Origin of the sequence: Psychrobacter sp. R86515 (genome assembly GCF_042466315.1) — a bacterium.
Classification (GTDB): domain Bacteria; phylum Pseudomonadota; class Gammaproteobacteria; order Pseudomonadales; family Moraxellaceae; genus Psychrobacter.
In genome coordinates, this window is record NZ_JAXHCC010000001.1 from 2,450,427 (window position 1) to 2,473,205 (window position 22,779).

The window sequence follows — 22,779 nt, forward strand, 5'->3', positions numbered from 1 at the left end:
GCATAACTTGTACAATATATAGTACATATTACGCCATTGATTGAGTAAACTCAATATTTAGCTACTATCTAGTACTTAGGAGTAAGTAACAAAACTCAGTGTATAGAACGCAAAAGCAAATAAAAGCCGACGTCATATAAGGTTATACAACATCGGCAACTTTTATACTTTTCTATTTATCATGCTAAAACCTACAGGATAGCCTTAGACAATATCAAGCGTACCTTCGATAAACTCTTTAGCAAAGCGTTGTAGCATACCGCCTGCGTTGTACATTTTTACTTCGTCAGCAGTATCTAAACGGCAGATGATTGGCGTCTCAGTGGTACTACCATCAGCACGATGGATTACCAACGTCATTAACCCGCCAGCAGAGACTTCGCCCGTTACATCAAAGGTCTCCGTACCATCGATATTTAATGTATGGCGAGTAGCGCCTTGTTCGAACTGTAGAGGCAGCGCGCCCATACCGACTAAGTTTTGACGATGAATACGTTCAAAGTCTTCAGCAACGACAGCTTCTACACCAGCGAGACGGACGCCTTTGGCAGCCCAGTCACGGCTCGAGCCTTGACCATAGCCATCACCTGCGATGATGATGAGCGGCTGTTCACGGTTCATGTAGGTTTCAATCGCTTCCCACATACGCATGACTTGACCTTCTGGCTCGACGCGCGCCAGTGATCCTTGGATGACTTCACCGCTGTCGTCGAGTACCATCTCGTTCAATAGTTTAGGATTGGCAAAAGTGGCACGTTGCGCGGTTAAATGGTCGCCGCGATGGGTGGCGTATGAGTTGTAATCCTCGGCAGGCAAGCCCATGGTATCTAAATACTCGCCAGCAGCTGATGCACCCAAAATTGCATTCGATGGTGACATGTGGTCGGTTGTGATGTTATCACCAAGGACTGCAAGCGGGCGTAGGCCTGTCAGTTTATTTTTCTTGGCCATTTTTCCTTCCCAATACGGCGGACGGCGAATATAGGTCGTCATTTCACGCCAGTCATACAATGGGCTTAGTGCCTTACCTGTGTCTTTTTTGGCTTCATCAAACATAGGGATATAAACGGCATTGAACTGCTCAGGCTTAACGGCAGCAGCAACAATGGCATCAACCTCATCATCATCAAACCAAATGTCTTTTAGATAGACGTCATTGCCGTCTTTGTCTTTACCCAATGAGTCTTTTTCGATATCAAAGCGAATGTTACCAGCGATGGCGTAAGCGATAACCAGTGGCGGCGATGCCAAAAATGCTTGCTTGGCATATGGATGAATACGACCGTCAAAGTTACGGTTACCAGATAGCACTGCTGTGGTAAATAAGTCGTTATCAATAATTTCTTTTTCGATATCAGGGTCTAGCGCGCCACTCATACCATTACAAGTGGTACAAGCAAAGCCGACCACGTCAAAGCCGATCTCTTGTAGCTCAGGCATCAACCCAGCTTCTTCTAAGTACATTTTGACGGTTTTTGAGCCGGGTGCTAATGATGACTTCACCCAAGGTTTACGTAATAAGCCTTTGGCATTCGCATTACGAGCGACAAGGCCTGCGGCGACCATGTTGCGTGGGTTTGAAGTATTAGTACAGCTGGTAATAGCAGCGATAATAACCGCGCCATCTGGCATGAGACCGTCTTTAGGTTCAGGCAATTTTTCGTCAGCGCCATGAGCGATACCTTTGGCTACCAAATCCGTAGTTGATACACGGGCATGTGGACGCGACGGACCTGCCATATTACGTACCACTGATGACAAATCAAACTCAAGGACGCGTGCGTATTCGGCTTTTTCCATGCCGTCAGCCCATAGGCCCGTTTGCTTGGCGTATTGCTCAACCAGTTTAATCTGTTCCTCAGAGCGACCAGTCAAACGCAGATAATCAGTGGTTTGCTCATCGATATAGAACATCGCGGCAGTGGCACCATATTCAGGTGTCATGTTGGAGATAGAAGCGCGGTCACCGACACTTAGCTGGCGTGCACCGTCACCGAAGAATTCGATATAGGTAGAGACCACACCTGCGTCGCGTAAGAACTCAGTCATCGCCAGTACGAGATCCGTACCAGTGATGCCTTTTTGCAATTTGCCTGTTAATTTAACACCAACGTAATCAGGTAGGCGCATATACGACGGGTTACCTAGCATGACGCTTTCAGCCTCTAAGCCGCCCACACCGATCGAGATTACACCTAGTGCATCGACCATCGGCGTATGGCTATCAGTACCAACTAAGGTGTCGGCAAACGCGACTTCTTCACCCGCTTTATTGTGCACGACCTGTACGACAGGTGACATTTTCTCTAGGTTAATCTGATGCATGATGCCGTTACCCGGCGGCACGACGTTTACATTGTCAAAGGCATACTGGCACCAGTTAATAAAGTGAAAACGGTCATCGTTGCGGCGCTCTTCAATCGCACGGTTTTTCTCAAATGCGTCATCTTCGAAGCCTGCGTGCTCAACGGCTAGTGAGTGGTCAACGATAAGCTGAGTTGGCACGATAGGGTTTACCTTAGACGGATCACCGCCTTGCTCAGCGATAGCATCACGCAAGCCTGCCAAATCAACAAAAGCAGTCTGACCTAAGATATCATGACAAACCACGCGGGCAGGGTACCAAGGAAAATCAAGGTCTTGCTTGCCTTCGATGTGCTGCTTTAGCGCATCGGTCAACTCTTCTGGTGGGCAACGGCGTACTAGGTTTTCACACAAGACTTTTGAGCAAAATGGTAGCTTGTCATACGCGCCAGCTTCGATACTCTCGACAGCCTCGCGGGTGTCAAAGTAATAAAGATCAGTACCGGGAAGTGGCTTTTTGAATTGTTCGTTCATTGGTTGTACTAGGGTGTTGTCCATAAGTCACCTTTGGCTGTTGGCTAATTATAATAAGTAGTTAAGCGTTGATATTGGGTAAAAATTCATTCCTTTAGCAAAATCATCGTTCGTTCTCATAGGCTTTGCTAAAGAAGCGATATTGGAAGTTAAAAGGGCGTGGTCTATAAAAAAGATAGTGTATGACGATTAAACCTGAAAAACTCATAGCAAGGCTCAATCATCATACCTGTATCAGCTAGCACTGCCGCTAGCTGATAAGATTACTTAGCAAAAATCATCTTAATAATTGCTAAATAACAGCCGTTTAACGCGCGCTCATATCTGGTACTGGGCGTAGATCTTCACCCGTATATTCTGCACTTGGGCGAATGATACGGTTGTTAGCACGTTGCTCAAATACGTGAGCAGCCCAACCAGTCAAGCGTGAACAGACAAAGATAGGGGTGAATAGCTTGGTTGGAATACCCATGAAGTGATAGGCAGAGGCGTGGAAAAAGTCAGCATTACAGAACAGTTTCTTCTCGCGCCACATCACTTCTTCACAGCGTACCGATACTGGGTATAGCACTTCATCACCCACGTCAGCGGCCAGTTTCTCAGCCCAACCTTTAATCACGACGTTACGCGGGTCTGACTCGCTATAGATCGCATGACCAAAGCCCATGATTTTGTCTTTACGAGCCAACATACCCATCATCTCTTCTTCAGCTTCATCAGGTGAGCTGAAACCTTCAATCATATCCATCGCCGCTTCATTCGCTCCACCATGCAATGGACCGCGTAGTGAACCGATGGCACCAGTGATACAAGAATGAATGTCAGATAAGGTAGATGCACACACACGAGCGGTAAAGGTCGACGCGTTAAACTCATGCTCTGCATAAAGGATAAGCGAGACGTTCATCACTTTTTCGTGTAGCTCGTTTGGTTTTTCGCCTTTGAGCAAATGCAAGAAATGACCGCCAATCGTGGCATCATCTGTATCGGTCTCGATACGTACATTGTCGTGGGTAAAACGATACCAATAGTTGATAATCGACGGGAAGGCCGCTAGCATACGGTCAGTTTGATCGTTTTGCTGAGCAAAATCCGTTTCGGTCTCAAGGTTGCCAAGCATAGAGCAGCCAGTACGTAGCACGTCCATTGGATGCGCATCAGCTGGGATACGTTCAAGTACGTCTTTCAACGCTTGTGGTAGGCCGCGTAAGCTTTTTAGTTTGGCTTGATAGGCGTCAAGCTCGCTTTGAGTAGGCAAATTGCCGTATAACAGCAAATATGCCACTTCTTCAAAAATACATTTATCTGCCAGCTCTGATACATCATAACCGCGATAGGTCAGACCAGAGCCTGATTTACCAACGGTAGATAGAGAGGTTTTACCAGCGACTTGTCCACGTAGACCTGCGCCTGAAAGTTCTTTTTGTGCTGCCATGTTTACATTCCTTTTGTTGGTAGCTTTTTTGAGTGAAAACAGTGTTTCTGATAATAAATTTATTGGTTAATGACTATAGCGCTAGTTTAGCGTTATGCAGGCTGTTCAGGCTGTGGACCGTCTAAATCGACGTTACAACGCTCAAATTCAGCTTCAATAGGGCCATTTAATACTTCCATTGCGCTGCCTTCGCCTTCTGCATTGTTGATTTGCATATACTTAGCACCCAGTGGCGACTCCATAAATGTCTGAATCTCAGTCATTTCTTCTGGAGTAGGGTCAGCCATTGGCGTTGCTACTTCTTCGCCATTCATAACACGCAATTGCTCATTGCCAAAAGCAAGCAGTTTTTTACCTACATCCGACGTATAAAAGTCATCTAGCTCTTTTAACTCTGCATCGGTAAACTGACTCTTATAAAAACGATCGACTTCGGCTTTACCCAAGTCTTTGTCGCGAGACTCAAGGCAGCTGACTTGCTCTTCGGTGAGCGCGCCGCTATTGATGATTGGTGCAAACAGTAAGCTGTTGACGGTATCTAATGTAATCGTCGTCATGATCAAATCGTTTTGAGCATCAGTCTCTGATGGCGCAGTTTCGCTTTCGCTAACAACAGTTTCGCTCGTATCACTGGCAGTATCGTCAACGGTTTCTGGTGTTTTATCACAGCCCGTCATGAACAACAGCGCCGCAAGCGTGCTACTAAGTAGTGAGGATTTGACAACCGTATGAGCAGTAAAAAATGGCATAAATAACCTAAAGGTAAATAAAGACGGGTTTTGAAACGATAAAGTCCACAGAGATGGTTTATCGTTTCGGCGTTGCTACTTGGCAATTATTAGTTATTAACTACTTATTATCAGCAAATAGCTTGTCTAGTGTCTGCTCAAACTCGTGATAGTTTAAGAAATCGTAGAGATCCATACGGGTCTGCATGGTATCGACGACTTTGTCTTGCGTGCCATCATCTAATAAATGCTGATAAACGTTCAATGCTGCTTTGTTCATCGCACGGAATGCTGATAGTGGATATAGCACCATCTCGACACCCACACTATACAACTGGTCAGTGGTATATAGATCTGTCTGACCAAACTCTGTCATGTTTGCCAGTACTGGAATATCGAGTACATCAGTGAACTTACGATACATCTCGATATCGGTTAGCGCTTCTGCGAAGATCATATCTGCGCCCGCTTCTTGGAAAGCAACGGCACGTTCAACAGCAGCGTCCAAGCCTTCTACTGATAAGGCGTCTGTACGAGCCATCACTACAAAGTCAGGGTCAGTCTTGGCATCCAATGCCGCTTTTAGACGATCAACCATCTCTGAGATACTAACGATTTCTTTGTTAGGGCGATGACCACAACGTTTTTGTGCCACTTGGTCTTCGATATGTACTGCCGCGACACCTGCTTTTTCCATTTTTCTGATGGTCTGGGCGATGTTAAATGCACCACCAAAGCCAGTATCGATATCAACCAATAGCGGGGTATCGACTGCATCAGTGATACGGCGAGCATCTTCTAGTACGTTATCAAGGCTGGTCATACCTAGATCAGGTAAACCAAATGAGGCATTGGCCACGCCAGCACCAGAGAGATACAACGCTTGATGACCAACTTGGGTCGCCATCATCGCGGTATAGGCATTGATAGCGCCTGCAATCTGTAATGGCTGGTTGTTATCATTTTTTTGAGTGAGAGCACTGCGAAAGCGCGCGCCTGCTGAAGATGAAGTCATGTGATTGTCCTTACATGGAGGGAAAATATTCTACTTGTTGTAGCTGATTATACTCAATTATTCATGCCTGAAAAGTTTGAGTTCTTAATTAATATTTAATTTAAATAATAATTAAATGTATTTTTTTTAATATTATTCATTATTCAAATAGCATTATGCAGTTATTGGTAATTTCTTATGATAAGTATTCATATTGCTTAAAATTACAGCTTTTAGAATTTTCTATTTTTTACATTTAGTTACAATTACTAAAGCTACCTTGCTTTATTGATATAGTTACACCCATTAAAAAGCCCCAACAGCTAGGCTATTAGGGCTTATGTTTCGCTTAAATAAGATTGCTAAGTGCTGAGTATTATATTAAGCAAAAAGCTTAAGCAAATAAACCTGCCATATTGGCCAAGAACAACAACGCGAAGCCTGCCAAGAATATTAGACCCGCGATAGACAGGGCGTTCATGCCTGCTGACAGTTTCTTATGCTTTTTAACCAATGAGTAGTTTAACCAACCAAAAATAGGCGCAGAGACGAACGCCGATATCATGGCAAACTTAAGCATAGCGCCTAGTTGTCCTGTGAAGAAAGTGATAATTACTAGACCACCACCGATGGCATAGGTCGTCCAAAAAGCGATCTGCTTTTTATTGATTTCGCTTTCACCTTTTAGCAGACGCCAGCATTCAGCATTAGCACGTCCATAGCCATCAGCACAGGTGATGGTCGTGCCAAACATACACATAAAGGCGACGAAAGCGACCAGCAATCTTGACCATTCACCAATGGTTGCAGTATACATATTGATTAACTGGTTGATATAAGCACCGCCGACCAACTCAATCTCTTGTCCTGATCCATACTGGACAAACACACCTAAAGATAAGAAGAACAACGCCAATATCGCTGATACTGCATAGCCAACATTAAAATCTAACAAGCCTTGGCTATGCGTGGTGTGATCTGCTTTGACTTTGGCAGAGGTCCACATAGAGGTAATCGCTGCAAACTCTAGCGGTGCTGGCATCCAGCCCATGAGTGCTACGATGAAGCCCAACGTGGCCAAGTTCCAAGGAGAGGCCGCCACAAAATCTACTGCCATAACGGTTGGCTTGCCAGCAGCAATGATAACTGCAGCAACGGTTGCCGTGGTAAGCGCAATCATAATCCACTTAGTCACACCATCGAGCAATTTATAATGCCCTGCAATCAAAAAGAACCAAGAGACCGCGACGATAATGAGAGATAACGCCATTGTCGACAGACCAAGTGAGGCTGGCAACATAAAGCCCAATATCACGGCGGCGATGAGTGAAACCGCACCCGTACTAATAACCGCTGACAAGATAGAAAGAATAAAATATACCCAAAGATATACCTTTGAGCGTTTGGCATAGCCTGCAATCAAACTCTCGCCAGTATCGTAGACGTAGTCAGTTGCAAAGCGAAAAAACGGATACTTAAACACGTTGGCTAATACAATCATAATGGCCAATTGCCAGCCATAGATAGCGCCGGCCTGTGTTGACGAAATCAAATGCGAACCACCAATGGCAGCAGTCGCCATCAAAATACCTGGGCCAAAGATGCGCCAGCTAAAGCCCTCTTGTTGCGAGGCAACGCTATCGTCAGGGGCACTTGGGTTGTTGAGTTGTTGTGTGGACATGAATACCTCGAAATGGTTAAAACAGCAAATTATCACTTACCTGTGTCAGCTTGCCAATGATCAGAAAAGAACGTCCTATAAACCGTCTAAATATAAAACGATTTACATCGTATCGACTTTATCACACCAACACTGTCTAGGAGAATGATTATTCTAGTTATTATTACTATTTGTTTGCATTGCTATTCTTGTTAGTTAGCATACTTATAAAATAATATCAATATTTAAAATGAATTATTTTTGGCGGTTCTTTATAACACAATATTCAACGGATATCTGCCCATTTAGGCCTGTGACACAAAATTTTGCTGCCGATAAGTAATGCCGCGCTGTTCGTAGACGTGATAAATGGCTGTGAGCAAGTCAGGTATTTTTGGGTGTACAAAGTCTTTGAGGGTGTGTAAATAAATAGGGGAGGTGACATTTTCATGAACCAAACGTTGGTAGCTGATCTGTTCCGTACGTACGGTTTGCAAGCTGGCAGGCACCAATGTAATGCCTTCGCCTGCCGCGACCAGTCCCAATGCTACCTGCAAATCACTGACTGTCGTGGTCATAAAAGGTGAGATGCCATACTGGGCAAAAAGATGTAGTAAAGGCTCAGTAATAGGCTCGCTAGCGCTAGATGATGCTTCATGAGTAGCAGCACGGTTGACTCTATTTGTAGATAACTTGTCGCTCGATTGGGTTCCTGTCTCTGTCGTCACCGTGGACGATACTGGCAAATGTGTTTGATGATATAAAATTAAGCGATTGTTCGCTAGATCTATCAAGCGCTGCTTACGTACATTGGCAAGCGGATGTGATTTTGGCAATGCCACCACGTAGCGTTCATGACGTAGCAGAATCTGCTGAATCCATGGGTCTTGATGGGCAAATCGGCCAAAACCAATATCAATCTCACCAGACTTGAGTGCATCTATTTGTTGATATGAGCTAATGTCTTTTAAATTAACGTCGATATCAGGGCTGAACTGTTTAAGCGTGGCAATGATTTCAGGCAACAGGCCATATAGTACTGAGGGCACAAAACCTATATTTAAAACGCTGCTAGGTGCTGATAGACGCTGAGTCATACTAGTCACGGTATCAATCTCGGTAAGGATGGTGCTTATTTTATCGTAGAAGAAACTGCCCGCTTCAGTCAGATGTAGTGGCCTGTGGTAGCGATCAATAAGCACCACGCCCATGTCAGTCTCTAACTGTTTTAGTAATCGACTCAGGCTTGGCTGTGACAGTCCTGTCTTGGTGGCGGCCGCGCTAAAGCTGCGCAAGTCGGCAACCGCAATAAACGCATTAAGCTGTTTTAAATCCATACTATTGAGCCTGTCATAGTCTATGTTGTCTTCATGATGTTTGTTTTTACTTCTTATTTATCCTGCAGTTGAAGACAATTTGCACAAATATTCATGACATTAAAAAAATTGTGCTTGAAGATAATGGTATGAGCAACTATATTGAGTGCTGATAACACTGTTACACTCTAGCAAGAAAAATCAAAACTTCATCTTAGCAGTCATTTAACGCCAGTAGAACAAACTGGTTTGGTATTATTCTATGAGCGACGAAAAAGAAGACATCGGTACTGATTTTGACGAAAAATTGGCTAAAATCGTTCACCAGAAGTCGCGTAAGCGTAACAACAATGATATCTATGAACGTTTTATTAGTCGTGTTCATAGCTCTGAAGATAGTAACAGAAAAAATTCGAAACCATTGGAAGGCGCACAAAAACTTCCTGCTTTTGAACCATTAAGTACAGAAGAGTTACAGCTGTTTGAAGATCAAAATATCGACGAAGGATCAAAAGTAAATGCAACTTTTGATTTTTCAAATCAAAATGTATCACAAACTCATATACCGAGCATAAAGGATGACGACTATAGTAGTGTTAGTGATGTCGGCTCACATACTGCAGATTCAGAATACACAGAAAATAGTAACGATACGGACTTGCCTGCTGCTACCGCCCATTACAGTGAACCTACGACAGGTATCATGTCTAACAATGACTCTATAAATATTGAAGACTTAGTAGAATCAACCTCTGTTGAGGAAGTAGTAACCAAAAGCAATGTAAAGAGTAGCAAAAAACCTATCGTTATTGGTATAGTTGTTGGCTCAATAGTATTGGCTACTATCATAGTGATGCTTATATTTTCAGGAATATTATCAACTTCTGCTGTTGACGATAAAGGTAACAGTGCTGATACTCATGTAGAGAAAGACAGTACACCAGTTATTGACACTGAGACAATAACACCTGTCGAAAGCCAAACAGTTACTGATGACATTGACCTTATAAGTGAGCAACCAGCATCCATCCAGCAGAGTGCTTCAGATAATAGCAGACCAGACATGCCAGCTGCTAATGAACTAGAGTTGAATCCTGAAAACTCTACAACAGGAGACGATGTTGCTGTTTCGGAAACTGAGGAAGCTGCTATTACCTATGATGATTTTAGGCAAGAGTCACAAACCACATTGTATAGAGAAACTAACGATTAGAATGGTGATGTTTCGTTTAGTTTAACCCATTAGACAACACATAGGATACACGGTCATGTACCGTTGATAACGTGAGTTGAACTGGTACGTAGCTATGAGTAATTTAAATAACATTAGTAGCGGTAGTGCTACTAAATCAAAAAACATTAGACCACGCAGGCGTTTTTTCTGTATCGCCAGCATGGTCTTTATTGTTCTACTAGCTATGTATCTATTTGACCGTACTGCTTCTACACTATCTCAAGCATCGTTCACCAATAACGGTTTAACGGCAAGCAATATTGCGACAAAAAGCAGTTTTAATAACATTCCATCACAATCGTATAGCCAAAGCGACTCTGTGATCTCTGATATTTATCAAGAGAATGATGTCATTAGTTATGATGACTTCAAACAAGAAGCACAAAATGTACTATTTCGTGATGAAGGACAGCTTAAACAAGCTACCTATAGCACACATGGTAGTACGCCTACCATTAGCATTGAAGACTTTAGAGTAGAAGCACATAAAACCTTATATCGTGAATCCAGTTATTAGGGCTGCTATTAGCGTTATAGTATTATATTGATAACTATAAATTAGTAAGTGAATAATATTAAGCCTCATTTCTCATCTCTAAACATAAGAGAAGAGGAATGGGGCTTTTTTGTGGGCTCAGTGCTTCATGCTTTAACATGGTTTTATTTGTGAAAGGTCGTAAATCTGCTTGATAGAGCGCTTGTATTTTTCATAAGGGAAGCAGCTTAGAGTCATCAATAGACACTGAGTCAAGTACTGTTGCTCTTGCTCTTTATATTACAATCACAGCATCAGCTAGCTTGTGGGTCGTGTTAAGCCAGTTGCTTTTTAAGCGTTCGTAAACGGCTTTTAAATTCTGAGCGGTCAACATAACAGCCTTTGAGACGACGCTCACCGACGTTTTCATCAAATGCGTTACGCCCGTGCAGGACTCGGCGGTTATCAAAAACCACCATTTGACCAGCCGCTAGTTTTAACTCAATCTTATAGCGAGCGTCTTTTAATCGAGCCATCAGCTCTCGATAAGCAAGGTAGTAGTCGTACATAACGTCACTGGGTAAATCAAAAACATCTGCAAGATGCGCGTTGTATTTGATTTCGACAATATTGCCAAAGTTGTCTAAATTGATGACGGGATGGTGCTCACGGATATCATGGGCAGTGTCATGAAAACGAAAGGGGATGGCATATTCGGCAAGCAAGCGAAAATACTCAGGCTGCTCTTCTCGTAACCCTTCTAACACCTTTAATCCATCCACGAAAGTAGATTCGCCACCTATACTTTCATTACTCAAAAAATGCAAAAATTGATAGCCTGGAGGCAGTTCCTGATTTGGCAAGTCGGTATGCAAAGGTAATGAGAGTGAAGTATAAGCCAAATTGATCGGCGACTTCTCTGATATGACATCGAATGTCATACCAAAATTGGTCTGCCGCAGGTAACCAACTCGCATGGCTGTCTGTATGCCAGCATCAGAGTCATCTGGCATATTATCAATAATGGTAAGCCCATATTTATCCAGGGCACTCATCCATTCATATAAAGCGCTGTCACTGGTCATGATGCTCTGCTGGTCATACATCGGAATGTGGTCAATAAACGTGCCATCCCAACTTTCATAAGGACTGCTATGGTCTTTGGCCAATGCACTAGAATACCCAAACTCACGTAACCAACTCTGATCAAAGTGGCTGATATGCGCTTGTTCTGACCATTCAATCGTTAGCGTTGTCTCATCAAAAGAGACAGAGAGTGGATGGATATCTTTTGAGACACTCAGCAAATCAAAGCTACGCTCGCCAGTGTGCGGGTGAAAAGCAGATGGGCAATTATCACGCAGCCAGATATAGTGGTACGTACTGTCGATACCATCATTCCAGCATATTTGAATGGCGCGATCAATGAGCGCAAAGGATTCTATTTGGTAGTCAGTTGCTACGGCGATGTCTAGAGATGGTGTTGCTTGAGGCGTTTCCATTGGAGCAGACCCTACATATACATGAAGTAAAAATATATTTTACGGTATCTTGTTCGGATCGGTTATTCAAACAATGAATTACGAATCACCTAATAGGCAATATCAATCAACGCAGTACTAAACTGCGATTGATATCTGGCGAGATATTTTTTGAAGGGTTTTGGATAATATTAAGGCTTCGCGAACGAAGCCTTAATATTTGCGACAATTGGTGTAAGCTTTTTATTTATCCGAAAGCTACTTATCGAAAATCTACCCTAACCAGTATTTCGTAACCCTGCAGCCAGCGCATTGATACTACGGATCAATGGATCTTCTACATTAAGGTCGCCATGTGCCGAATCGTTCGGGGTGTCCTGTTGTCTGGCACGCTTTAACAGCTCGATTTGAATATAGTTAATCGGGTCTAGATAAGCGTCGCGCCATTGCAGGGATGAAGCAAGGTTTTGCTGATTGGATAATAAAGAGTCTTGCTCAAGCAGAGAGTTCAATCCTGAATTGGTCAGCGTGTGTTCATCGGTGACCGCTGTCATGATTTTTTCGCGTAACGGCTCATCATCACATAGTTGGCTATAAGCCTCGGCAATATTCATATTGGCTTTGGTAAAGGCCATTTCGATATTACTGATAAACACGCTAAAAAACGGCCAGTGCTTATTCATCTCTTTCATTAATGCTTCGTCTTTTTTGACGCTATCTAATGCACTACCAACGCCATACCAAGCAGGTAGAGTAAAGCGTGCCAGTGACCAACCAAACACCCAAGGAATCGCTCGCAAGGTGGTTTTACTTGGCAGGCCTTTTTTGCGATGAGCAGGACGTGAGCCAATGTTTAACAGAGATATTTCTTGTACTGGGGTGACCTCGGAGTAGAATTTATAAAACCCTTCGGTATGATCGGTCAGCTCGCGATAACGTTGTTCACCCGCGTCTGCTAAGCGTGCAAACAGCGCTTCATACTCTGGCAACTCAGTCGGTTGTACCACAAACCTTGTTGAGCAGGCTTTGAGTGTACCTGTGATCGCCATGGTCAGCTCAAATACAGCGGTATCTGTATTGGCATACTTGGCATAGAGCACTTCGCCTTGCTCAGTTACCTTAATCTGCCCATGCAGCGTGCCTGCTGGCTGTGCCGCAATGGCTTTGTGCGTTGACCCGCCACCACGGCTCACAGATCCGCCGCGACCATGGAACAGTCGTGTTTTGATGCCATATTGCTCAGCGATATGGTTGATGGTTTGCTGTGCACTATAAAGCTGCCAAGCAGAGGTGATAATGCCGCCGTCTTTTGATGAGTCTGAATAACCCAACATGATCTCTTGCGTGTTGTCCGTGTTCTGTAGTAGTCCACGATACAGTGGATTATCTAACACGGCAGGCAGGATTTTATCGATATTTTTGAGATCTTCGATGGTCTCAAACAACGGCGCAACTGGCAAATCAGCAGACAACTGACCTTCGTCATCAATTCTGCATAAGCCTGCAAACCGCATGAGCAGCAATACTTCTAGTAGCTGGCTAGCATTATTGGTCATCGAGATCACATAGCTACCAAAAGTAGCCTGTCCCACCAGTTTGCGTAGAGTAGCGACCGAATTCATCAGTGACAATTGCTCACGCGTTTTGTCTGTCAGGTTATCAGTATAGATAAGCGGCGTGCCTGGTTTTTCTAGCAAGCGCGTCAACCACTCTTGACGTTCGGTTTCGCTTAGCGTCTGATAATCAGGCAGGTTGGAGGCACTAGCAAAGATATCTGCGATCACTTCACCATGGTATGACGACTCTTGACGGATATCGAGCGCTGCCAAATGAAAGCCGCAAGTTTTGACCAAACGAATCATATCTAGCAGTAATCCTTCTGCGTGTGCCGTATCGTGTGTATTGACACTTTGACGGATAATGCGCAGGTCTTCTAGTAATTCTTCTGGATTGGCATAGGCATCTTTTTCAGCTTCGATATCCGTGCCTTTGCTTTGGATGCGGCGATTGGTTGCTTTGACTTTAGTCAGAATGATAGAGAGCAGGCGACGATATGGCTCATTGCCATAGTCATCGAGGTTATAGTCAAACACACGCTGATCGAGCTCATCATAACTTTTGATTTTGGTATAGACGTCAGGTGAAACGGTGACAATAGTGTCACTATGAATCAGCTGTCGGCGCAGTTTTTTGAGTAGCACTTGATAGTGACGCAGCACGGTATCAGCATGCATCAATACGGCAAGCTCTGTGGTCTCAAAAGTCACAAAAGGATTGCCATCTCTATCACCACCAATCCATGAGCCAAAGCTCATAAATGCAGGCAGTGGATAGTCTGTGAGCTCTGGATAGATATCGACAATGGCTTTTTTGATATTACGATACACTTTAGGAATGGCATTGAACAAACTGGCATTAAAGTAATGCAAGCCATTGTTAATCTCGTCATATACCAATGGCTTACGGGTGCGCACTTCGTCAGACGACCATAATAGATCGATCGTTTGCGCAGTTTGTTCTTTAGCTTGCTCGTAGGCGAAGCTGTTTTCAGACACGTTGTTTAAAGCGTCGCTATGCGTGAATAGACTTTGTAAGATATTCATCGTAGTACGGCGACGCGCTTCGGTAGGATGCGCCGTAAATACAGGTGTAAACTTTAGCTGATCAATCAGCTCTTGCATTTGAGCAGGCTCGATATTGCGCTCACGACACTCAAGTAAGGTACGACGAAATGATCCTTCCCAGCTTTGCTCAGATTGCATACGCAGCTCATGACGCTGCTCACGCAAGTAATTCTCTTCGCTTAGATTGGCTAGGAAAAAATAGATAGAAAAGCCGCGTATGACGTTTTTTAAGGTTTGATTGTCCAAAGAAGCAATAAAATCGATAAGCTGCTGTTTATGTGCCTCATTCGGCTCACGACGCTGTTGAATAAAGCCTTTGCGCAGCGTCTCAATCGTATCTAACGTCTGCTCACCAGATTGGCGAGAAATAGCATCACCTAATAATGAACCCAACAAGCTGGTGCGTCTACGTAGTACGTTGTTATCTAGTGTCATCTTCAACCTTCCTATCAAATGAGTGGATACAATACTATGGTTATCTTATACGTAATATCCTTATGGTTTTTTGCAATTTAACATAAATAGGTGAGGCCTGCTTGATGTTGATAGCAACTTTTTTACTAGTAGATATTAGCAGACCTCTAATGCACTATTATTAAAGCGATTTTTTATGACCATGCTCATTGCTATATTCTATCCAAAAGTCCGCATTATCCAATCCAGCCTTTCTAGGGTCAAAGACAGGGTTTATACCTAATTTCATCTGCTCGTCGTAGTCTTTTAGAACTTTTAGAGCAACTTTACTTAGCAGTAAAATGGCAATGAAATTCAGGTAGCACATACTGCCAAACCCTATGTCACCTAACGCCCACATCATACCGATTGACTGAACACTACCAGTGAAACAAACGATTAAAAATACCAGTTTGAGTACATGCTTGAGAATGGGGTAGCGCAGTTTATTGTCCAAATAGACCAACGTAGTTTCGGCGATATAGTAATAAGCAACCAAGCAGGTGAAAGCGAATAAAAAGATAGCAATCGCAACAAAGCCACTTCCATACTGGTTAAAGACAGTAGATACGGCGGCTTGGGTAAATGCCGTACCAGCTTCAATACCAGGCATATTATCAACTAGGGTTACACCTTCAGGGGTCACCACGTTATACATGCCAGTTGATAGAATCATCAACGCTGTTGCAGTACAGACAAGCACCGTATCGATGTAGATAGAGAAGCTTTGCACTAAGCCTTGTTTGGCAGGATGTGATACTTCGGCTGCCGCTGAGCTAAAGGTCGCCTCACCAGCACCCGCAACGTTTGAGAAAACAGCACGGCGTACGCCCCAAGAGATAGCAGTTCCAACCATACCACCAAACACTGCATCCATGCCAAAAGCACTCTTAAATATAAGTGCAAACATTGCAGGGATATTTTGAGCGTTAAATGCCAATACAATCACCATCATGAGAATATAACCAATTGCCATGACAGGTACGACTTTTCCTGCAAAATTAGCAATACGCTTCACACCGCCAAATATAATGATACCTAAGAGTACGACTAGGATAATCCCTGTTATAACAGGCGGTATATTAAATGCTGTATTAAAAGAGTCCGCAATGGTATTAGCCTGAACGCCAGGCACTAACACGCCGTAAGATAGACAGGTCACGATAGCGACGATGATAGCAAAAGGTTTTAGCTTCAATCCTCTTTCAATATAGAACGGGGAGCCGCCACGATATTGATCACCGACCTTATGTTTGTATACCTGCGCTAAGGTAGACTCAATAAAAGCACTAGCACCACCTAACACACCCATGAAAATCATCCAAAATACCGCGCCAGGGCCACCTGCTGCAATGGCTGTTGCCACCCCAGCAATATTACCCACACCAATACGTCCTGATAGTGCCATACAGAAAGCTTGGAAAGAGCTAATCCCTGCTGATGAACTTTGTTTATCGAACAACAGCCTAATCATTTCTTTGAAATAACGGATTTGTACGGCGCGAGTCATAATCGTAAAATATATGCCGACGCCTAACGCAAGATAGACTAGGGCGTCACTCCAAATATACCCGACGATAATATTGATGATATTTTCCATAACTTTACTTCCTTGTAGTGTTTTCGGTTATGCTGACTTGGGCGTGGATAGCGGACAATGTCAGTTTTTAGTTCACCAACCAGATAGTTTTGGTTTGGGTATACTGGGACAACGCCTCTAAGCCATTGTCACGACCGCCAAAGCCAGATTGTTTATAACCACCAAAAGGTGTCGTAATGTCGCCCTCAGAAAAACCATTAATCGAGACGGTACCAGCTTTAATAGCGGATGCCACGCGGAATGCGCGATGGATGTTTTGTGTATAAAAGGAAGCGGCAAGCCCATAATTACTCTGATTGGCGAGCTGAATAGCTTCCTCTTCGGTTTCAAAACTTGTGACAGCTAAAAGTGGGCCAAAAACCTCTTCTTTAAACAGCGTCATGTCTGGGCTGACATTATCAAAGACGGTAGGCTCGATATACCAGCCACTACCGAGTTCATCGTGGATACGTCCACCTGCGATCAAACGAGCACCCTCCGTTTTTGCAGTATTGAGATGTGATATTACTTTCTCAAAATGCGCTTTTTCGATCATTGGGCCAATAGCGACCTCGGGGTCGTAAGGATGACCAACCCTCCAAGACTGAAGACCTTTTTTTAATAGTGTTAATAAGGCTTCTTTTTGGCTAGAATGGACAAGTAGACGCGAACCACAGCTACAGTTTTCGCTCATATTCCAAAACGCAGCGGATAAAATATGCTCGATGGTTTGTTCATTGATAATGGCATCTGCAAAGACGATTTGAGGGCTTTTGCCACCACACTCTAAGACGACTTCCTTGAGGTTGCTTTGTGCAGAGTACTGTAGAAACAGTCGACCGACTTCGGTTGATCCTGTAAAAGAAACCATATCAACATCCATATGCTGACCGAGTGCCGCACCTACTTCTTCACCAAGCCCACAGACTAACTGCAACGCCGCTTTTGGCACGCCAGCCTCGTACGCCAATTGTGTTAATCGATATGCTGAGAGCGAGGTTAATTCAGCAGGTTTAACAATGACTGAGTTGCCAGTTATTAATGCGGGTGCAACTTTCCATGCATACATTTGTGCTGGAAAGTTCCATGGTAGTACTGCACCCACTACACCGATAGGCTCTTGTACCACAAGGCCTAGCGCATCAGCTCCAGTAGGAGCAACCTTGCCAAAAACTTTATCAGCCGTTTCGGCGTACCATTCAAAGGTTTCAATCGTAGCGGGCAGGTCAGTGTTGAGACATTCCGTAATAGGCTTGCCTGCATCGACGCAATCTAAGGCAGCTAACTCATCCATATGCTCATGCATCAATTGACACCAGCGCTGCATGATAGCTTTGCGCTCTGCAGGAGACATCCGTCGCCACTCACCATGTTCAAAAGCGTCTCGGGCTGCCGCGACCGCCGTATTAACATCTTGCCGACTCCCATTAGCAATGCTACCTATGCAGGTATTATCAATAGGGCTGTAGTTAGGGAGTGTTGCCTCAGATACTGGTACTGTAGTATCTATTAAATGGCCTGCCCAAAGCTGTTGGTTGCTGGCGAGTTCGAAGACTTGCGCTGTGGTCATACTCATTAGATTGTCCTTTTCTATACAATGGTAGGAACGATAAGAATGGTGCGATGTATCAAGACAGAAGTGCTAAAAATGACTGAGTCTCTTCTTTTGACATATCAGTCAAAGGTAGTCGTACTGACCCAATATTGATGCTCCCGTTAATGCAGCCTGCTTTGGCTTTTTGGTTATAGTTTCCAGACTCCATAGAGTGGATAGCAGGATACATGGCTATCATCAGCTCTTTAGCACGGTTCCAATCACCTTTTTGTGTGGCTTCAAACAATGCAACTTGTTCTGCTGGAAATACGTTAGCCGCACCAGCGATCCAGCTCTTAGCACCCCAAAAGAAGAAATCTACTGGTTGGTCGTCACAACCACAAACCACCTCAAAGTTTTCAAAATCAGCCTGTAGCATACGTAATGCATGGCTAAAATCGCCGCTGCTTTCTTTGACACCTACAATATTGGGATGTTTGGATAAATGCGCGACGGTTTCAAATTCAATGCTCACACCGACGCGTGCTGGAAAGTTATACATAATGATAGGTAGGTCAGTGGCATCAGCGACGGTTTCAAAATGCGCAATAATACCGTCTTGGTCTGGTAGGCTATACGGATTGGCTGATAACATTAAGCCGTCGTAGCCCAGATTTTTGGCTTGATGAGCAAGTTCGATAGAATGATTGGTCGATAAACTGTTGATACCTGCAATCAGAGTGACTTTGCCTTTGGCAGCATCAGCGATAGTGGTCAAAACCAGTTCACGTTCTGCAGGCGAGAACGTGTAGTATTCCCCCGTTGTACCGCAAGCTACGATTCCGGTAACGCCTTTTTCTATGAATACATTGACCAGTTCGGTTAACTTTTGAGTATCGATATCTCCATTAACATCGAAAGGAGTAACGATAGGGACTAAAACGCCATGAATGTTCATATAAATATCCTTATTTGGAAGTAAAGGCCGTTAGTAAGCCATGAGCTGTTAGCGACGTTGTTGGTTCTATGAGTTGTCATAGAGATAAGATGTTCGATTATTATTTAAAAGACTTAAGTTTGAAGCGATTTAGACGATAGGCAGTAGGATCTACCATGGCAGTATCGCCAAAATACAACGCTGCAATCACCTGTGCGCTTACGACAGCTTGGGTCAGACCTAGATGCTGATGACCAAAGTTTAAAAAGACTGAATTACGTCTATCTATGATGGGTAGTGAGTCTGCTGTAGAAGGTCTAAACCCCATCCATTGCGTATTGCTGTCACTATCTAGTGGGGTCTTTAGCATTGCTTGAGCTTGTTTCAACAGCATATTCGCACGGTTCATATTTGCCGGCGCCTCAAGTCCTGCATACTCAACAGTGCCAGCCAAGCGCAGCCCTTTTTCCATTGGTGTCATAATAAAGCGGCGGTCCATGCTAGAAATAGGGATGTTGAGACGCTGACTTTCGTTAGGAAGCATCAAGTGATAGCCTCGCTCTGTATCCATTGGTACTGAGACACCTGTTAGCTGTTTGGCTAAGGCTTTGGAATGCGCCCCTGCTGCGAGCATAACTTTGCTGGCATGAAGCTGCTTTTGTGTTGTCGTCAGACGAATACCATCAGTTATTACTTCCGCGCTAAGGACACGGCAATTTTCATAAATTTGACCACCAAGCGATCTAAAAATAGTGCTTAATTTATGGGTAATGGCTTCTAGATTGGTGATATGACCTGTCTCTGGAAAAAACAAAGCACCCAGTTGATTGTCTTTTAATGCAGGCTCAAGATCTGTCAGTGCTGACTGTGAGAGTAGGTTGTTAGAGACCCCTAAACTGTTTAAATGTTGACCGTGTTCAGTCAGCACATTTAGGCTGTGGGGTGTCTCTGCGGTTAGGACAGATCCTTGTATTTGTACCCAAGAATGTAACTGCCACTCTTTGGCAAAATCTTGCCAAGCTTGAAGGCTCTGTGCATTTAATGCCAAAAGCGCTTGGTGACTGCGTGCAAATGGTTCGGTACGCATATTAAGTAATAGCTGAAACGCCCATGGTGCTAAGCGTGGAAGGTAGCGCCAATCTATACGCAGAGGCCCTTCAGGGTTGAGTAGCATGGCAGGAACATGTCGTAAGATACTGGCATCAGCAATAGGGAAAACCTGTTCAGTGGCAATGTGACCTGCGTTGCCATAAGTTGCACCGCGAGCAATTTTATCGGCTTCCAAAATTGCAACTTTTACCCCACGAGACTGTAGGGTAACCGCAGCACATAGTCCGATAATGCCACCACCGATGATATGTATATCAAACACTTGTGTGTCCATGAGACTCTCGCTTTTCTGACCTTGCTGAGCAGTGATTGGTTACTTCCTAGAAGCCATACAAACTGGTATTTATAAAGAAATACCCCATTTGAACGGATCGCTGTCTTGAATGATGAGAGAGGTCTCTGCACATACGTAGGCGTACCCTCGGATTGTGGGGATAATAGTATTGATAGGGTGGTTATGAAGAGGGCTATGCTTATTAAGTACATCAATAGGCTGATAGCTGGCACTAAAGACACTGCCAATGATGCTTTGCTGATACCAAGTCTCACCAGGTGCGAGTACATTGTCTGCGGCTAAACAAGCCAATTTGGCACTGGTTCCAGTACCACAAGGAGAGCGATCGTAGGCAGATCCAGGGCATAATACGAAGTTTTTGCTGTTAGTGCCGGCGAGATCGCTCTTGCCAAACAGTTCTATATGATCAATTTCGCCATTGTTAGCACCCATGATTCCAGACTTATGAAGAGCTTTTTTGATCTGTATGCTAAATTGAGTAAGCGCCTCAACATTATTGGCTTCAATAGCTTGCTTATGATCGTTGACTAAGAAAAACCAATTACCACCCCAAGCGATATCTCCATAGATAGGACCGATATCAGGTACTTGAACTTCTACTTGTTTTTGGTAGCGATAAGAAGGGACATTCTGGACGCTACAACTACCATCATCATGTAAGGTTGCTTTAACTAGGCCTACGCTTGTTTCTAGATAGTGATCACCAGCGGTTATTTTTTGTTGATAAGCTAGAGATGCAATAACGCCGATAGTGCCATGGCCACACATACCTAAATAGCCATGATTATTAAAGAAGATCACGCCAGCCGTGGCACGAGGATCGGAAGGCGGGCACAAAAGCGCTCCGACAAGCACGTCATTACCACGGGGTTCTAGGATAATACTTTGACGTAAATGATCGAAATTCTGTTTGAAGTCTTGAAGTTTTTCTTGAATAGATTGCCCACTAAGCTCAGGAAATCCTTCATACACCATACGAGTAGGTTCACCGCCAGTATGCGAATCAATAATCTTAAGAGTGAAAAGCGTATCAAACATGACTGCCTACCTGATTCATCCGTGAGTTAATATACTGTTAGCGTTATTCATAAATGAACAAGGCGTAAATATAGAATGACGTTTTTCAGAAAAGCAGTCTTGATGTTTTTATATGAATAAATGCGCATTTCTGCACAGGTTATAAAGATATTTAGGAGTATAAATATTGTGTAGCACCCTAAAATACCTGAGAAGCTCAACGACAAGCTTGAGATGCTATATGGGAATATACCAATGCAGCCGTTAGTATTAGAAACACCTACAAAACAACTGTCAAAACACCTACAGACTTATCTACCAGCCAATTTTGATGAGTTTGTTGGCAATATATCGTTATTGATGCCTTTGTTTGATACTATGAAAAATGTGGTGTTTTTTGTTAAAGATGACCAAGCATGCTATCGATTAGTCAGCAAAACGCTCATTAAACGTAGCGGGCTTAAAAACAAAAAAGCACTAATAGGACTAACTACAGAGCAAGTATTTTTGAAGTCTCAAGGCAAGGATTATCTCAATCAGGATCTGAGAGTGTTAAGGGAAGGCAGGGAGATTGTTGATAAGTTAGAACTTCATAGCTATGCATCAGGACAGCTAGGATGGTGTATCACGCAAAAAATCCCCGTCTATGATGTAGAAAATCATATTGTAGCAATGGTAGGTATATCAGTAGATATTGATGAAGATAACGAGCGAATATTACGCAAACATGCTCGATTGGCAAGCGTAGATCAATACGTACGAGACAATCTTGATCAAAAAATCAATATTGGTGAATTGGCGAAATTGGCAAATCTTAGTCAATCGCAATTGGAGCGCACCTTCAAAGCAGTGCTCAATATGTCACCCATTCAGTTTGTACAAAAAATGCGCCTAGAGCATGCCATTCGACTACTAGCGAATCATAAGCTAACAGTGACTCAAGTCTCCTTAAACTGTGGATACGGTGATCATAGTGCCTTTAGTCGACAGTTCAAACAATTTACTGGAATGTCTCCTGTGAACTTCCGTAAAGTACATTTTAAAGAACCATAAATAAGTGCAAAAAAAT

16 protein-coding genes are annotated in these 22,779 nt (G+C 43.6%); 3 read left to right on the forward strand and 13 right to left on the reverse strand.

Features of this window, described 5'->3' with window-relative positions; all coding sequences use genetic code 11:
• Positions 1-204: 204 nt before the first annotated feature.
• The 6 genes from acnD to SJY28_RS10255 all read right to left on the reverse strand — a co-directional run bounded on the left by acnD (position 205) and on the right by SJY28_RS10255 (position 8,992).
• Entirely contained in the window at positions 205-2,838 is a 2,634-nt protein-coding gene (gene acnD, locus SJY28_RS10230) for a Fe/S-dependent 2-methylisocitrate dehydratase AcnD (protein WP_379544979.1), read from the reverse strand.
• A 307-nt stretch (positions 2,839-3,145) separates the two neighbouring features.
• Positions 3,146-4,273, reverse strand: coding sequence for a 2-methylcitrate synthase (prpC, locus tag SJY28_RS10235; protein ID WP_298809825.1), 1,128 nt, complete (start codon positions 4,271-4,273; stop codon positions 3,146-3,148).
• Positions 4,274-4,365: 92 nt separating this feature from the next.
• The gene (locus tag SJY28_RS10240; protein ID WP_379544366.1) at positions 4,366-5,022 is read right to left on the reverse strand and encodes a DUF2059 domain-containing protein; all 657 of its coding nucleotides are present in this window, start codon (positions 5,020-5,022) and stop codon (positions 4,366-4,368) included.
• Between the two features lie 100 nt (positions 5,023-5,122).
• The gene (gene prpB / locus SJY28_RS10245) at positions 5,123-6,016 is read right to left on the reverse strand and encodes a methylisocitrate lyase (protein WP_379544367.1); all 894 of its coding nucleotides are present in this window, start codon (positions 6,014-6,016) and stop codon (positions 5,123-5,125) included.
• Between the two features lie 373 nt (positions 6,017-6,389).
• Positions 6,390-7,676, reverse strand: a complete 1,287-nt coding sequence (locus tag SJY28_RS10250; protein WP_379544368.1) for an NRAMP family divalent metal transporter — start codon at positions 7,674-7,676, stop codon at positions 6,390-6,392.
• Between the two features lie 284 nt (positions 7,677-7,960).
• Complete coding sequence (locus SJY28_RS10255) at positions 7,961-8,992, reverse strand: LysR family transcriptional regulator (RefSeq protein WP_296206942.1); 1,032 nt, start codon at positions 8,990-8,992, stop codon at positions 7,961-7,963.
• A 241-nt stretch (positions 8,993-9,233) separates the two neighbouring features.
• Between SJY28_RS10255 and SJY28_RS10260 the strand changes: the two genes are divergently transcribed.
• Positions 9,234-10,184 (forward strand): hypothetical protein, encoded by a 951-nt coding sequence (locus SJY28_RS10260; RefSeq protein WP_379544369.1) that lies wholly within the window; start codon positions 9,234-9,236, stop codon positions 10,182-10,184.
• 94 nt (positions 10,185-10,278) lie between these two features.
• Complete coding sequence (locus tag SJY28_RS10265) at positions 10,279-10,722, forward strand: hypothetical protein (RefSeq protein WP_379544370.1); 444 nt, start codon at positions 10,279-10,281, stop codon at positions 10,720-10,722.
• Between the two features lie 293 nt (positions 10,723-11,015).
• On the opposite strand, the gene SJY28_RS10270 is transcribed toward SJY28_RS10265, so the two are convergent.
• The 7 genes from SJY28_RS10270 to SJY28_RS10300 all read right to left on the reverse strand — a co-directional run bounded on the left by SJY28_RS10270 (position 11,016) and on the right by SJY28_RS10300 (position 21,731).
• Positions 11,016-12,182: a TauD/TfdA family dioxygenase gene (locus SJY28_RS10270; RefSeq protein ID WP_379544371.1), complete on the reverse strand. Its 1,167-nt coding sequence runs from the start codon at positions 12,180-12,182 to the stop codon at positions 11,016-11,018.
• A 257-nt stretch (positions 12,183-12,439) separates the two neighbouring features.
• Positions 12,440-15,220 carry a phosphoenolpyruvate carboxylase gene (ppc, locus tag SJY28_RS10275; protein ID WP_379544372.1) on the reverse strand — a complete coding sequence of 927 codons (2,781 nt, stop codon included), beginning with the start codon at positions 15,218-15,220 and terminating at the stop codon, positions 12,440-12,442.
• Between the two features lie 160 nt (positions 15,221-15,380).
• Positions 15,381-16,838: an alanine/glycine:cation symporter family protein gene (locus SJY28_RS10280; protein ID WP_379544373.1), complete on the reverse strand. Its 1,458-nt coding sequence runs from the start codon at positions 16,836-16,838 to the stop codon at positions 15,381-15,383.
• A 67-nt stretch (positions 16,839-16,905) separates the two neighbouring features.
• Complete coding sequence (locus tag SJY28_RS10285) at positions 16,906-18,393, reverse strand: aldehyde dehydrogenase (RefSeq protein ID WP_379544374.1); 1,488 nt, start codon at positions 18,391-18,393, stop codon at positions 16,906-16,908.
• 52 nt (positions 18,394-18,445) lie between these two features.
• Positions 18,446-19,309 carry a 4-hydroxy-tetrahydrodipicolinate synthase gene (gene dapA / locus SJY28_RS10290; RefSeq protein ID WP_379544375.1) on the reverse strand — a complete coding sequence of 288 codons (864 nt, stop codon included), beginning with the start codon at positions 19,307-19,309 and terminating at the stop codon, positions 18,446-18,448.
• A gap of 100 nt (positions 19,310-19,409) precedes the next feature.
• Positions 19,410-20,672, reverse strand: a complete 1,263-nt coding sequence (locus SJY28_RS10295; RefSeq protein ID WP_379544376.1) for an NAD(P)/FAD-dependent oxidoreductase — start codon at positions 20,670-20,672, stop codon at positions 19,410-19,412.
• 69 nt (positions 20,673-20,741) lie between these two features.
• Entirely contained in the window at positions 20,742-21,731 is a 990-nt protein-coding gene (locus tag SJY28_RS10300) for a proline racemase family protein (protein ID WP_379544377.1), read from the reverse strand.
• A 234-nt stretch (positions 21,732-21,965) separates the two neighbouring features.
• On the opposite strand from SJY28_RS10300, the gene SJY28_RS10305 reads away from it, so the two are divergent.
• Positions 21,966-22,763, forward strand: coding sequence for a helix-turn-helix domain-containing protein (locus SJY28_RS10305; protein WP_379544378.1), 798 nt, complete (start codon positions 21,966-21,968; stop codon positions 22,761-22,763).
• Positions 22,764-22,779: the final 16 nt, after the last annotated feature.